The sequence below is a fragment of the Haladaptatus caseinilyticus genome (assembly GCF_026248685.1).
In the GTDB taxonomy this organism is placed as follows: Archaea; Halobacteriota; Halobacteria; order Halobacteriales; family Haladaptataceae; genus Haladaptatus; species Haladaptatus caseinilyticus.
In genome coordinates this window covers 1297610-1310306 of sequence record NZ_CP111036.1, presented here as the reverse complement: position 1 = coordinate 1310306, position 12697 = coordinate 1297610, and the positions used below count along the sequence as shown (strand labels likewise).

Sequence of the window (12697 nt, the reverse complement as noted above, 5' to 3'; positions counted from 1 at the left end):
TGCAAACGCGTCCTACACGCCAGCGCCCGTCGGTGCGTCGGGAAGTTCGACGGGGTCGGCAGCAATACCGAGTTCTTTCAGCGCGGCTTCGAGGTGCTCCGCTTTGGCGTAGTCGGAACCGTCCTCCTCACGCAGTCTCTGAGCGGTTGCGAGCACTTCGGCCCGTCTGTCGTCCGGAATATCGAACTTGTCTGTCGTCAGTTCGAGGGTTAGCCCGTTGTGGTCGCGGGTGTACAGCGAGTAGAAGATACTTCGGTCGAAAACGTTGTACCGGTGGCCGTTCGCTTCGAGCCCCTCCCTGATTTCTTCCAAGCGCTCCGGTTCGAAGCGGAACGCGAGGTGGTGAACCGCACCGATTCCGGTCCGTTGTGGGGACGGGTTCGATTGTCGCCCCTCCTCGACGAAGAACGTGATGACGCGTCCATCGCCGGTGTCGAAAAAGAGATGTGTGACGTTCGGCGCGTCGAGGTTCGGTTGGCGGAGGATGAGCGGCATGCCGAGGATATCGCGGTAGAACGCGACCGTATCTTCCTCGTTACTACCGATGAGGGTAATGTGGTCGGTTCCACTGAGGTGGAACGCACTATCAGGTCGCTCGGCCGTGACAGGAATGGCAGTGTCTGGGTTATCGGACATGGTTTCGTCGTGAAGAAGTTGGTCTCCAACGGCAATATACTCTCGCGGACAGCGACGACACCACGTAACACCGATGTCAGTTCGTCTGTGAGGTTCGTATTATCGTTTTTCGATGAACGAGCGGATTTCTGGGTCGAGAGCTTCAAATGCTTCTCTGCGGCCATCTCCGTCGTCGCCCGATTTATTGCCCGCCTTCTTGACGTACGTTCGTTCCTCGAAATCGAAAACGGTTGATTCGTCGAAGGCACGCTCCTCGGCGAACTGTTTGAGCTTCGTGGTGTCGAAACTCATCGCCTCCCGAGGGTCGATACCAGCGCGCTCCAACTCGGCGCGAATCACTGCCTCGTCCTTTTGGTTCCGTCGTCGGGAAGTGTACCGTCTGACCGTGCCGAAATCGGATGGTACCGTTCGGTCGTCCTGCAGTTCGTCGCTGAGAACGTCACGGACCTGCTTTCTGGCGTCGTCAGCACCCCTACTCACGTCGGACAGCAACGTATAGAGGTTCGCCAGCCGGAACGTATCCAATTCAGCCAGCGAATCGGTATCGTACCGACGTATGAGGTCGAGCAAAACGAGCGCATCCCGAGCGAATTCGAGATCCAGTTCGCGTATGTCGTCGGCCATTTCGGAAGTGGACGCCTTCGAACCGGTAGTCGAAGTGGCCGCTGAACTGGTCACCGAGTCGCTTTTTGCACGCCCTACTGCAGTTCCGTCGGAGTTCGTTCTCCCCTGCTGTCGTCGCTTTTGCTGTATCACGAAATCGCGGGCACCGTCGAAGGCGAGGTTTTTCCACGAGTGACGGTCGTCGTCAGTGCCGCTGATGTGCGCGGCGACGGAACGAATGGAATCCTCGTACTCACAGCCCGCGGCCGGGCACGTCGTCGGGTCGTAATCTTCGTCTCGCATGTGTCTGTTCGGGTCGTTTTGTTTCGTCGAGGTGGTTGGATGCGTGTGTCGATCTCAGTTCGGGACGGAGGCGGTCACGAATTCGGCAACTCGAGGGAAGGCAAGCGCACAGCCAAACGAGAGCACCACGGCGACCGCGGCGGTCACGGCGGGAGAGTGAAGCGTGATGTCGGCCATCGCACCGAAATAGGATACGGTCAGGATGACCGCATTGTAGTAGCACAGTCGAACGACGACTAGCACGGGCGTCATCCGGGGCCACCGAATGTCGTGCCACTCACAGCGCATCGTTCCGGTTATGAGTGCGAGCGTCGCCCAGACGAATATCGCGGCGAACTTCAGCGGGCCGTTCGGTTCGGCCAGCATCAACAGCGCAAAGGCGGGCAAACCGAGAAACGTCACCTCGCCGACAGCGAAGAAAACGTACTCTACCCACTGTTCGAGACCGCCTTTTTTCTCACGAGGGCGAAGCTGACGCTCGTCGTTCGTCCGGTCGGTGCTATGACCCGTCACTGTCGGAAATTTCGTCGCCTTCGCTTATAAAATTGCGGAGGGAGTCGGAGCACAGGATGGTTCCGAGACGGTGCTGATATCGATGAGACCAAGGCAAGCAGGTCAGCGGAACGTGCACGAAGACACCGAATCAACAGCGCGATAAAGACCCGGACGAACAGTTCCTTTTTGCCCCGTCGGAACAATCGTCGTACAATGACTGACGGCCTCGGCGAGGAACCGCCGGCAGACCGTGAATCACCGGTCGGTGAACCCGTCATCCGCGGCGACGAGTCGATTACCGGCGAGCACGCGGACCAAGCGAAAGCGTTCGACCCGAACGACCCCGAAAGCGTTTCCGAGGCGGCAGAGACCGTCCGGGCGTTCGCCGACGGAAGCGGAGCGGCTGAAGACAGCGTCTACATGCTCCGCGGAGCAGCGGCCTGCGCCGCGCTGGTTCGCGGCGTCGGGTCGTACAAAGGTGCCGCGGAGGAGGCAGGTGGCGAAACGACGGTCGCCTTCATCCGCAAATGGGCGCGGGTACACGACCTCCCACGGTCGATTCGCCGCCACGTCGCGTTAGGACGGATCGCACCGACGGCGGCGAAACACATCGCGCGAGTCGGTGGCGACGCTCGATTCTATTTGGCGTGGGCCATCCTCGACAATTCGCTGACCGTCCGCGACGTTCGATCCATCGTCAGCGAGATCAACGACGGAACTCCAGCCGAGCGCGCGCTGTACAACCACGGCGTGACGTCCGGCGAGGTGACGCTCTCACTTCCGCCGGAGGTGTACCGGGAACTGCGGCGTGAGGCCGCATTGGCCGATGAGGAACCGGAAGCGGTCGTCGTTCGAGCACTGAAGCGCGAGTTGGAGTGAAACGCAAACGAAGAGCGAACCGAATCGTTCAGCCGAGGAACTCGCGGGCCGCCTCGGCAATGACTGCTCCTGCAGTCTCGACGTCCGGCCAGTGAATCGTCTCGTTGGGGAAGTGGGCCTGTTCGATGGCTCCGGGGCCGAATATCGCGGTCGGAATTCCCGCGTTGGCGTAGTGGCGTGAGTCCGCGCCGTAGGTTTCACCGCGGAGGGTCGTGTCGAGTTCGAAGTCGGCCATCGCCGACTGGAGCGCGCCGACGATGGGTTCGTCCGCGTCCGTCTCCGCAGCCTCGAACTGGATAGAAAATCGCTCGAACGTCGGTGGATGCTCGGACAGCCATTCGCTGTCCTCGACTACTTCAGCTAGTCGTGCCTCGTACGCTGATTCGACTTCTTCGACGGATTCACCCGGTGCGACCCCGAGACGCATTTCGGCGGTCAAGTTCGCTGGAACGGTAGACGACCACGTTCCCGCTTCGACGGTCCCGATGACGATTGGCCATGGGACGGGGAACTCCTCATACAACGGATGTGTCACCGATTCGCTTCGCTCGGCTTCGAGTTCGTAGAACGCCTCTCGGATTCGCTCGAAATGCGGCAGGACGCTCTCGCCGCGCCAGCGCGTGGCCGCGTGTGCCGACCGTCCTGCGAGGCGGAGTCGCTTCATCACGCTTCCCTCGGTTGCGATGACGGGCGTGAGGTCGGTCGGTTCGGCAACGATGGCCGCATCGCGCTCGAACGGGTATGGATTGGAGAGCGCGGCCGCCGCCGCGCCAAGTCCGCCCTCCTCCTCGCCAACGACGCTTTCGACGGCGATTCTTCCGTTGAGGTCGGTTTCGGTGCCATCTTCCGCCCGTTTCGCGAGATATTTCGCGGCGAAGATACAGGCGGCCACGCCGGATTTCATGTCCACTGAGCCGCGGGCCGTGAGTCCAGCGTCGTCCCACGTCGGTTCGAAGGGGTCGGTATCCCACGACTCGCGCGCGACCGGAACCACGTCCATATGACCGTTCAGGACGAGCGTCGGTCCGTCGTCCGGATTCCCGAACTCCAGTACGCCCGCGATGTTCGGTCGATCCGCGAGACGTGGCCCGGAAGCGCTGGCTTCGGTCTGTTCGATCTCCGTCGGGTCGTCGGGAAACGATGGATGGTCGGCCAACGCCTCGGCATCGGCAGTCCATTCGTAGGTTTCGAACCCGATTTCGGCGAGTTCGTTGGCGAGCCATTTCTGTGCTGGACCTTCCCGTCCACCGGTCGTATCGAACGAACAGAGCCGTTCGGTAAGTGCCCGCAGTTCGTCGCTCTGCGAGTCGGCAAACCCTGTCATGGTTCGACAGTCGTAGCGGGGATGGTAAACGTTGCCGACACCACCGGCGGAAGAGAATGGTAAACGTTTAACCGTCGCACCACTCACAAATGGATGAGGGCTGGTAGCTCAGTTAGGCAGAGCGTCTGGCTTTTAACCAGACGGCCAGGGGTTCAAATCCCTTCCAGCCCGCTTTTGCGAGGAACGAAGGTGAGGAGCGAAGCGTGTGCTCACTCAACGTGAGCGACGGTGGACGGACAGGAGGGGCGATTCTGGGGAACACACGAAACATCTCAATTGTGACATCAATTCACCGGATATCGCGCCACAGATGACCCGCAAACTGCCGAAAAGACGTTTCCGGCGGCGTGGTAAACGGTGTCTATTGTATCCAATGACTTAACCATGTCCGGCACCATTTATGGATGTGAGCGAAGAAAGTGAACGCCGAAATCTCCGGATGCCTAATAGTGACGAGATGTTCGGCGTCGTAACACAACACAACGGCGGGAACCACGTTCGCGTCCGTTGTGAAGACGGTAAGGAGCGAATGGGGCGAATCCCAGGACGAATGAAGTACCGAACATGGATCGAGGAGGGCGACGTCGTCGTCGTCGAACCGTGGGATTGGCAGGATGAAAAAGCCAACATCGAATGGCGCTATACGAGCCAGGACGCCGACCAGCTCCGTCGCGAAGGCCACATCCAGTAACGTCCGCACTTTCTGCGGCGAGAACAGTACAATACAGCGCTGCTTTTCGAAACTATCGGTTATTGGGTCTCTACGGTAGGTACGCAGTAGAACGTCTCAATGTCATCACGCAAAACGTTGATAAACTTGGTCCCACCCGGAAAGCGGAGTACGTTGGCGGCATTATGAACGTCCCGTGTCGCGGACGCAGTGTTCACGAGCAGTGCAACGCTCGCGAAATAGCCGAGGAACGATGGAACCGAGGAGAGCGGCGCGAGAACTAAGCTCACGGAGAGCGCGACGGCGTCGATGACGACGAGCTGCGCAAGAAACGTCACGAAACACTCACATCTACTGAGATGATGATGGAGTGAGACGACGTACGGCATCGGCTCAGGAATACCGAAAAACGAACCCCACCGGAAGCCGAACTGCGGTTCCTTGTCGAGCCGAGCGCAGGCGGCGTAATGGACTGCTTCGTGTATCACCACCGTGAGGAGGCCAAACCCGACTTCAGGCGCGAGTGCGAGCAACCGAAATATCGCCGTTTCCGTCGGCGCTGACGACAGGACGAGAACGTCCCTCCAAAGCCCGGGAAACAAGGCGTTCGCTAGCACGAAACCGACCAGCGCGTGCACGACGAAGCTGATCCACTCTCGGAACGTATATCGTTGATAGTTGGTGTATCCGGGGGGCGATTCTCCGAGCAGATCCATCTAATCCGGGTACGTACCGATTTCGCATAACTGATACGTACCTGATATCCATGCTTTTTATAGGAGTCCGAAAATGGGTAGCTTCGTTCAGTAGGTGTTATACGGTAGCCGAACACAGAACACGGACATGAACCGATTCGTTTCGGATCCGCTCGAACCGCTCGGCATCGCTATGGGGGTGCTCCTCGTCCTCATCGGGATCGCAACTCTCGTCGGAACCCCATGGGCACACAAATCCGGGAATTTCCTCGTTATGCTCGGCCAAATACTCGGCGCTCTCTCGGCAATCGGCATCGGCGGGGCTCTGGCGTGGGTGTCCCGGACGTAAAAATCGATTTTCGTTTCGTTCGTTACCCTTTGAACGGCATGTAGGCCAGCATGGCTAACAGGAGTGCCGCGAGGAAGCTCAGGATGGACACACCCCAGAGACCCGCGATTCGCTCGTTGAAGTGATTGATTTCCGCCTTTTGCTCGTTGTAACCCTCGACGTCGGACGAGAGGAGTACCTTCCCGCTTTCACTGTGTGCCACGAACGTTTTGTTGTTCGGACCGAGGTCCGCAGTACCGCCGTCGGAAAGCGAGGTCGTCGTCGTCTTTGGTGCCTTCCACTGGAGCATTACGGCCTCCTTTGTGATGTTCTGAATCGTCGTGGTATTGTTCTGGTACTGGAAGTTGTTCCCCTGTCGCAGCGTCCGCGTCTCCGGTTCGCCGTACTGTTGGCGTTTGTACTCATCGACCGGGACGAGCGATTTGTTGGCGGAGCCGTTGTCGCTGCCGTTGACGACGACGTACGTCTGGTTGCCCTGTTCGATCGTCTGGGTGTCGTTCGTCAAGTTCTGCACCTCGCGGAGCGTGGCTCGGTTCGGGTTCGACTGGTTCGGGATGAGGAGTCGGAACGTGGTGTTGTTCTGCTCTATCGTGGAGTTGTTCGTCAACTCCGCCGAATAGGTGGCTGACTGTTGTGTCCACGCGACCTCCGCGGAACCGTCGCTGAGAGACGTGACGTTGTACTGTCGCCCGTCCACGTTGAGTTTCTGCCCTTGCTTCGAGAGGGTCTTGTCGGGATTCTCGACCGAGACCGTCGGCTCCTGAGCGACTCCGATGAGTGAGTACGCTCCGGCAGCGATAACGAGAAAGACGGCGATGTAAACGCCCGCTGCTCTTCGTTGCATATCCTAGCCCCGGTCCGCGTTGGGTATAATGGTTACTTTTTGGCGACACCGTTCAAAACCCGTTCTCCCCTCCCCATTGTTCACCGCAGACGCTTTCCTTACGCTCAAAAGCACACCAACGGTATGAGATTCGGCGTCTTTAGCACCGTGAACACCGGAACGGGCCTCGTGGTTCCTGTGATTCGAGACGCGGAATACGAAGTCGTCGCGCTCGAGGAACGACCCATCTCGCCCAATCATGTTATTCGTATTACTCGTTATCCACGAGTGGTGATGAAGACGACCAAGCCCCACGCGAACGCGACGACGCCCGCACCGAACAGCAGGAGTCGGTAGCCAGTGCTCACAGCGAGTCCGGCGAACAGCACGGGACCGACTGCGCGACCGAGGAACGTCGTACTGTTTCGTACACTCAACGCACCAGCTCGAAACCGGGGCGCGACGAGTCCGCTGATAGCCGCGTCCACCGACGGCATGCTCAGGCCAACACCCCCACCGATGAGAGCGACACCTAAGCCGACGACAATGACCGACGATGCAATCCAGATGCCGAACAGTCCGAGACCATAACAAGCGAATCCGAGTGTCACGAGCACACCATCTGAAAACACCCGGGCGAAGCGACCGTTCTGAGAGGCAATAACCACCGACACTGCTTCCGCGACCGTGATGACGAGACCGATAAACAGCGGGGACACAGCAAACCGCTCGGTAAGCAAAAACGGGAGCACGGTGAGTACCGAACCGAACAGCAGGAGTTCGGTAAAAAAGGCCGTTCCATAGAACGCGATCGTCCGCCGACCGACGAGTGCCGAGAGTGCACCTTTGAGATACGCAATACTTCGCGGTCTGTGCTCGGTCTCCGGTTCCTCGAGCGTCACCAGGGCGAACACCGCAACTGGAACGCCAGCGAGATAGGCAAAGAACGGAACGTTCCATCCGTAGCCGACCAGCACACCGCCGACCAACGGATAGAACGCCGCCCCGGCCGACAACACAGCCGTATTCACACCGAGAACGGTGTTCCGTTGGACACCGTCGAACGCATCACCGATGAGCGTTACCGTGGTAATGAAGATTCCCGCGGCGGCAGTCCCTTGGACGAGTCGAATCGCGAGCAAACCCCCAAAATCCGGCGACAGTGCGAGTGTCCCACCGCTGAAACTGAAGATGAACAGAGAGGGAACGAGCACCACCCGGCGACCGACTCGGTCGGCCAGTATGCCGAGAAAAGGGGAGAGAACGATACCGGTGATAAAATAGACCGAAATGAGTAAACTCGCTTCCGCGTCGGAGATCGCGAAAAAATTTCGAATGGCCGGGAGAGCAGGGCTGATGAGTGGCACACCCAAGGGAGCGAGCGCCGTACTCGCGAGGACAACTCTAACCGTCGAAGACTCCCACGGAATCGTCGTCGATTTGCGTGTCCGTTCGTCTGCAGTCACCATACCGCATCCAACGGTGGGAGTCTCGATATATCCGCGTTTGAGGTTCGGCGATCGTAGGCCGAAATCAGTCAATACGTCACAACTACTCGACCTCAGCCGATCTGATTTCCGACACGGTGGACGTTGATATAGTAATTCGGTGAGTTATAGTTACTTAGCCAACACAGTTATTGCCGGTTCGATGGATATTCAATAGAGGTGTCGTACAATGTCGGCTTCCAACGTACTCACGGAGCTCGATACGCGAGCAGAACAGCTCTCGACGTGGCAGTACGTCATCGTCGCAGGATTGTTCGGGCTTATCGCTGGCGCCGTTATCTACCTCGCTCTCGGCAAACACATCGGGGCTGCATTCCTCGATGCCCTCAGTACGGCATTCGCTGCGATGGTAGGAGGATATATCCAGCGACGACGTGCGTAACCGACAGTCACCTCTTTTTCAAAGCCATACTCCTACAGTTCCATCATATCGAATCTCAATAAACCGACAGAAACATCGACATCGTCGTGTCACAACTCGATCAGTTCATCGTACGATTGTATGAGTATCAGTAATAGCGGTTCAGTAGAATCGGTTATCTCACGCTCACATCATACGAACACAGCCGCCAGCGTAGCGATAATACCAAGTCACCTTCGGACATCCGTCATCGGTTTGTATCGATTCCAAGCAGATGCGACCCACACGCGTGACGAAAGTCCCCTCACTGATACCGCTACAGTTACCACTCCAAATTTACTCGTACCCAAAAGCCAAGGGCCGGATTTGAACCGGCGATGGGCGGCTCTGCAGGCCGCTGCGTTCGGCCGGACTCTGCCACCTTGGCGCAGTCTTCCCTTTGTATTCTGCTGGTTTAAGTATAGCGGTCTTTGTCGAACTGCGATAAATAGCGAAACCCCACCGAGAGCGTCCGCTCTCGGTGGGGTAAATGAAGTATGAATGGAGGCGGCGAATCGGATTTCCCAGAGGCTCGCGCACTCCAGTACTGACCGAAACGCAGACAGGCTTAACTACCGTGTTCGGGATGGGTACGGGTGTGACCCTGTCGCTGTGGCCGCCTTAACGTCGACTCACGGAATCGAACCGTGATAATGATACCAATCGTCGATGGTTCGATGATGAACCGTATGATTACGTGCAATCCAGTTTGCGCCTGGACTCACATTTCGTGAATGTGAATTCCAATATGCGGTATGATTGTGTGGCGTTGACCGATTAGTACTCGCGGGCTGAACACCTCGTTGCCTCGGTGCGTACACCCCGAGCCTATCGAACTCGTCTTTTACGAGTGGTCTCGGTGGTATCTCTTTTCCAGGTGGGTTTCGAGCTTAGATGCGTTCAGCTCTTACCCCGTGGTGCGTGGCTGCCCGGCACGCGCTCTTTCGAACGACCGGTACACCAGTGGCACCCATTCGTAGTTCCTCTCGTACTATACGAACGTTCCCGTCAGATACCGTAACACCCCCAATAGATAGCAGCCGACCTGTCTCACGACGGTCTAAACCCAGCTCACGACCTCCTTTAATAGGCGAACAACCTCACCCTTGCCCGCTTCTGCACGGGCAGGATGGAGGGAACCGACATCGAGGTAGCAAGCCACCGGGTCGATATGTGCTCTTGCCGGTGACGACTCTGTTATCCCTAAGGTAGCTTTTCTGTCATCAATGGCCCGCATCAAGCAGGCTCATTGGTTCGCTAGACCACGCTTTCGCGTCAGCGTCCCTCGTTGTGTAGGACACTGTCAGACTTCCTTATGCTCTTGCGCTCTTTCCCGAGTCTCCGACTCGGGTGAGGAAATCTTGGGGCGCGCTCGATATCTTTTCGAGCGCGTACCGCCCCAGTCAAACTGCCTGGCTACCGGTGTCCTCCGCCAGGAGTGAGGGTCACAGTCACTACCGGGTAGTATTTCACTGATGCCTCGGTGGCCCGCTAGCGCGGGTACCTGTGTAATGGCTCCTACCTATGCTGCACAGTAGCGACCGTGTCCCAGCGACAGCCTGCAGTAAAGCTCTATAGGGTCTTCGCTTCCCCTTGGGGGTCTCCAGACTCCGCACTGGAACGTACAGTTCACCGGGCCCAACGTTGGGACAGTGACGCTCTCATTGATCCATTCATGCAAGCCGCTACTGAAGCGGCAAGGTACTACGCTACCTTAAGAGGGTCATAGTTACCCCCGCCGTTAACGGGTCCTTCGTCCCATTGTACTGGGTGTTCAGATACCCGCACTGGGCAGGATTCAGTGACCGTACGAGTCCTTGCGGATTTGCGGTCACCTATGTTGTTACTAGACAGTTGGAGCGTCCGAGTCACTGCGGCCTGCCCTTATACAGGGCAGGCATCCCTTATCGCGAACTTACGGGACTAACTTGCCGAATTCCCTAACGTCGGTTGATCCCGACAGACCTTGGCTTTCACCGCCAGAGTACCTGTGTCGGATCTCGGTACGATTAACACACTCGCCTTTTCACGGGCCCCGGGTACCACCAACTTTCGCTATCTCAACATTCTTCCGCTTCCTGCCATTACGGCTTCCACGGAGTTGGATGATTCGACCGGGCGAAAGCCCGGCTTGGTGTTTCCTGAGGCGTCGGCTTTGAATGGTGTTAGCACTGGAATATTAACCAGTTTCCCTGTTGTCCCACTCGAATTGCGATGGGACTTAGGATCGGCTAACCCTCAGCTGATAAGCATTGCTGAGGAACCCTTACTCGTTAGGTCGTCGGGGTTCACACCCGACTAACGCTGCTACTATGGCCAGGATTTTCTAAACTGAACGGTCCATACGAATTCTCACCCGTACTTCCACCCATTCAGATTGCCAACCTACTGGATCACTCGGTAAAGAGTGCCGCCAGGTCTCGGTGATGCACTTGAGCCCCGATCATTTTCGGCGCCGCAAACCTCGGCCGGTAAGCTGTTACGCTATTCTTAGAGGGTAGCTGCTTCTAAGCTCACCTCCCGGCTGTTTAGGGCTTGCGACCACCTTCAATCGCACTTAGCGCATACTTGGGGACCTTAACCCAGCTCTGGGTTGTCTCCCTCACGGTACACAGGCTTACCCCGCGCACCGGATTCCTTGCGTCGACGACGTCCGTAGGTTTGGAGTTTGACAGGGAGGCCGACTCCTCTCGGAGGCGGCGTTCCCAATCGGTCGCTCTACCCCACGAACTATCTCAGCAAAGGTCATGCTTCGACATGTTTCGGTTGGAACCAGCTGTTGCCGGATTCGATGGGCCTTTCACCCCTACACATAGGTCACGAGAGGGTATTGTAGGACACCAACTCTAGCAGGCCTCCACGTGGCTTTCGCCACGCTTCGCCTTGCCCATGCGTAGATCATCCGGTTTCGGGTCGTACCCAATTGACTCCCCGCCCTTGAAGACGGTGACCCTCACACAAAGTGCTGCGGTCGTATTGGTTTCCCTGTGCCTGCCTCGATGCTCGAGTTAGGCTCGCCAATTTGGTACACTCCCTGGCTCGTTTTTCAAAACGTACGACAGAACATCGGCTCCCAGCAATTCCTACTGCGGGTTTGCACCCGGGTCGTTTTTTGCTGGGCCTTGTATGCCCTGTCGCTCCATCGCCACTTGATTTCAGGCCCTATTTCACCTCTCTTTTCGAGGTGCTTTTCAGCGTTCGCTCACGCTACTTGTTCGCTATCGGTCTCAAGACGTATTTAGTCTTCGCGGTCGATGCCCGCGATATTCACGAGGGATTTCCGACCCCCGCTACTCGGGAGCTGACGCACAACATAGTGGTCTATCGTACGGGATTGTCACCCTGTTTCATGCTCCGTTCCAGAAGACTTCTGATAGAGGTTCTGTTGCTGATTGTCAGTCCGTACACCACATTGCCCGAAGGCTTCGGTTTGGACTGTGTCGTGTTCACTCGCCGTTACTGGCGACATCGCGTTTGCTTTCTTTTCCTGCCGATACTGAGATGTTTCAGTTCTCGGCGTTCCCCATTGCGCGAAGCAATTGCGGTGGGGATTCCCATTCGGAAATCTACAGTTCTTAGTCTCCGTGCGACTCCCTGTAGCTTTTCGCAGCTTGGCACGTCCTTTGTCGGCGCTTGAGCCGAGCCATTCACCAAGTGGCACAGTAGCCACGTAATAATTGGATTGGATTCACTGTAATAACTCACGTAATGTGAGTCCAGTGGACGCCTGGATTGCACGTACATACGGTTGTCATTGCACGACACGGTGGTCGCCGAGTGCGTGCGTCGAACCCTTCCCAACCACGTTTTCACGGGTTGGTGCATCGGTTGTAGGGATTGATTCCTTTCGCCCCCTTATACTTAAGGGGCACGATTCGAACCAATCCGTGTAATGGACCCACAGGGATTCGAACCCTGGGCATCCTCCTTGCAAAGGAGGCACTCTACCACTGAGCTATGGGCCCACCTCGCCAGATGACGAGGGACTTGGTTAACCCTGGTAGTTCAAAGG

At 57.4% G+C, this 12697-nt stretch carries 11 protein-coding genes, 3 tRNA genes and 2 rRNA genes; 5 read left to right on the top strand and 11 right to left on the bottom strand.

Annotated elements, in window-relative coordinates; genetic code table 11:
* Positions 1 to 12 precede the first annotated feature (12 nt).
* From OOF89_RS07215 to OOF89_RS07205, 3 genes are all read right to left on the bottom strand, one after another.
* Positions 13 to 636 carry a VOC family protein gene (locus OOF89_RS07215; protein ID WP_266079675.1) on the bottom strand — a complete coding sequence of 208 codons (624 nt, stop codon included), beginning with the start codon at positions 634 to 636 and terminating at the stop codon, positions 13 to 15.
* Between the two features lie 99 nt (positions 637 to 735).
* Positions 736 to 1542: a hypothetical protein gene (locus tag OOF89_RS07210; protein ID WP_266079673.1), complete on the bottom strand. Its 807-nt coding sequence runs from the start codon at positions 1540 to 1542 to the stop codon at positions 736 to 738.
* Positions 1543 to 1596: 54 nt separating this feature from the next.
* Complete coding sequence (locus OOF89_RS07205) at positions 1597 to 2055, bottom strand: hypothetical protein (RefSeq protein ID WP_266079672.1); 459 nt, start codon at positions 2053 to 2055, stop codon at positions 1597 to 1599.
* Positions 2056 to 2250: 195 nt separating this feature from the next.
* On the opposite strand from OOF89_RS07205, the gene OOF89_RS07200 reads away from it, so the two are divergent.
* Entirely contained in the window at positions 2251 to 2916 is a 666-nt protein-coding gene (locus tag OOF89_RS07200; protein WP_266079670.1) for a DUF7119 family protein, read from the top strand.
* Between the two features lie 28 nt (positions 2917 to 2944).
* On the opposite strand, the gene OOF89_RS07195 is transcribed toward OOF89_RS07200, so the two are convergent.
* The gene (locus tag OOF89_RS07195) at positions 2945 to 4240 is read right to left on the bottom strand and encodes a M20/M25/M40 family metallo-hydrolase (protein ID WP_266079668.1); all 1296 of its coding nucleotides are present in this window, start codon (positions 4238 to 4240) and stop codon (positions 2945 to 2947) included.
* Positions 4241 to 4337: 97 nt separating this feature from the next.
* Between OOF89_RS07195 and OOF89_RS07190 the strand changes: the two genes are divergently transcribed.
* Together OOF89_RS07190 and eif1A are read left to right on the top strand one after the other, a co-directional pair.
* A tRNA-Lys gene (locus OOF89_RS07190) sits at positions 4338 to 4411 on the top strand.
* A gap of 235 nt (positions 4412 to 4646) precedes the next feature.
* On the top strand, positions 4647 to 4931 hold the full coding sequence (eif1A, locus tag OOF89_RS07185; protein ID WP_407661599.1) for a translation initiation factor eIF-1A: 285 nt from the start codon (positions 4647 to 4649) through the stop codon (positions 4929 to 4931).
* Between the two features lie 59 nt (positions 4932 to 4990).
* Here the strand turns inward: eif1A and OOF89_RS07180 are convergent, their stop codons facing one another.
* The gene (locus OOF89_RS07180) at positions 4991 to 5626 is read right to left on the bottom strand and encodes a DUF3267 domain-containing protein (protein WP_266079664.1); all 636 of its coding nucleotides are present in this window, start codon (positions 5624 to 5626) and stop codon (positions 4991 to 4993) included.
* A gap of 127 nt (positions 5627 to 5753) precedes the next feature.
* Here OOF89_RS07180 and OOF89_RS07175 point away from each other — a divergent pair, with 127 nt between their 5' ends.
* The gene (locus OOF89_RS07175; protein WP_266079662.1) at positions 5754 to 5954 is read left to right on the top strand and encodes a hypothetical protein; all 201 of its coding nucleotides are present in this window, start codon (positions 5754 to 5756) and stop codon (positions 5952 to 5954) included.
* Between the two features lie 22 nt (positions 5955 to 5976).
* On the opposite strand, the gene OOF89_RS07170 is transcribed toward OOF89_RS07175, so the two are convergent.
* Both OOF89_RS07170 and OOF89_RS07165 read right to left on the bottom strand, forming a co-directional pair.
* Entirely contained in the window at positions 5977 to 6798 is an 822-nt protein-coding gene (locus OOF89_RS07170) for a hypothetical protein (protein WP_266079660.1), read from the bottom strand.
* 257 nt (positions 6799 to 7055) lie between these two features.
* Positions 7056 to 8246 (bottom strand): MFS transporter, encoded by a 1191-nt coding sequence (locus OOF89_RS07165; protein WP_266079658.1) that lies wholly within the window; start codon positions 8244 to 8246, stop codon positions 7056 to 7058.
* A 208-nt stretch (positions 8247 to 8454) separates the two neighbouring features.
* On the opposite strand from OOF89_RS07165, the gene OOF89_RS07160 reads away from it, so the two are divergent.
* Positions 8455 to 8667: a hypothetical protein gene (locus OOF89_RS07160; protein WP_266079656.1), complete on the top strand. Its 213-nt coding sequence runs from the start codon at positions 8455 to 8457 to the stop codon at positions 8665 to 8667.
* 330 nt (positions 8668 to 8997) lie between these two features.
* Here OOF89_RS07160 and OOF89_RS07155 read toward each other — a convergent pair.
* From OOF89_RS07155 to OOF89_RS07140, 4 genes are all read right to left on the bottom strand, one after another.
* Positions 8998 to 9073, bottom strand: a tRNA-Cys gene (locus OOF89_RS07155).
* A 114-nt stretch (positions 9074 to 9187) separates the two neighbouring features.
* Positions 9188 to 9309, bottom strand: a 5S ribosomal RNA gene (gene rrf, locus OOF89_RS07150).
* 134 nt (positions 9310 to 9443) lie between these two features.
* Positions 9444 to 12360, bottom strand: a 23S ribosomal RNA gene (locus OOF89_RS07145).
* A 218-nt stretch (positions 12361 to 12578) separates the two neighbouring features.
* Positions 12579 to 12650 (bottom strand) — tRNA-Ala (locus OOF89_RS07140).
* Positions 12651 to 12697: the final 47 nt, after the last annotated feature.

What these genes read in the sequence shown, in the direction of transcription:
- OOF89_RS07215 (WP_266079675.1), bottom strand. Translation starts at nt 636, where the DNA reads ATGTCCGATAACCCAGACACTGCCATTCCTGTCACGGCCGAGCGACCT.
- OOF89_RS07200 (WP_266079670.1), top strand. Translation starts at nt 2,251, where the DNA reads ATGACTGACGGCCTCGGCGAGGAACCGCCGGCAGACCGTGAATCACCG.
- OOF89_RS07195 (WP_266079668.1), bottom strand. Translation starts at nt 4,240, where the DNA reads ATGACAGGGTTTGCCGACTCGCAGAGCGACGAACTGCGGGCACTTACC.
- OOF89_RS07210 (WP_266079673.1), bottom strand. Translation starts at nt 1,542, where the DNA reads ATGCGAGACGAAGATTACGACCCGACGACGTGCCCGGCCGCGGGCTGT.
- OOF89_RS07170 (WP_266079660.1), bottom strand. Translation starts at nt 6,798, where the DNA reads ATGCAACGAAGAGCAGCGGGCGTTTACATCGCCGTCTTTCTCGTTATC.
- OOF89_RS07180 (WP_266079664.1), bottom strand. Translation starts at nt 5,626, where the DNA reads ATGGATCTGCTCGGAGAATCGCCCCCCGGATACACCAACTATCAACGA.
- OOF89_RS07175 (WP_266079662.1), top strand. Translation starts at nt 5,754, where the DNA reads ATGAACCGATTCGTTTCGGATCCGCTCGAACCGCTCGGCATCGCTATG.
- OOF89_RS07165 (WP_266079658.1), bottom strand. Translation starts at nt 8,246, where the DNA reads ATGGTGACTGCAGACGAACGGACACGCAAATCGACGACGATTCCGTGG.
- OOF89_RS07160 (WP_266079656.1), top strand. Translation starts at nt 8,455, where the DNA reads ATGTCGGCTTCCAACGTACTCACGGAGCTCGATACGCGAGCAGAACAG.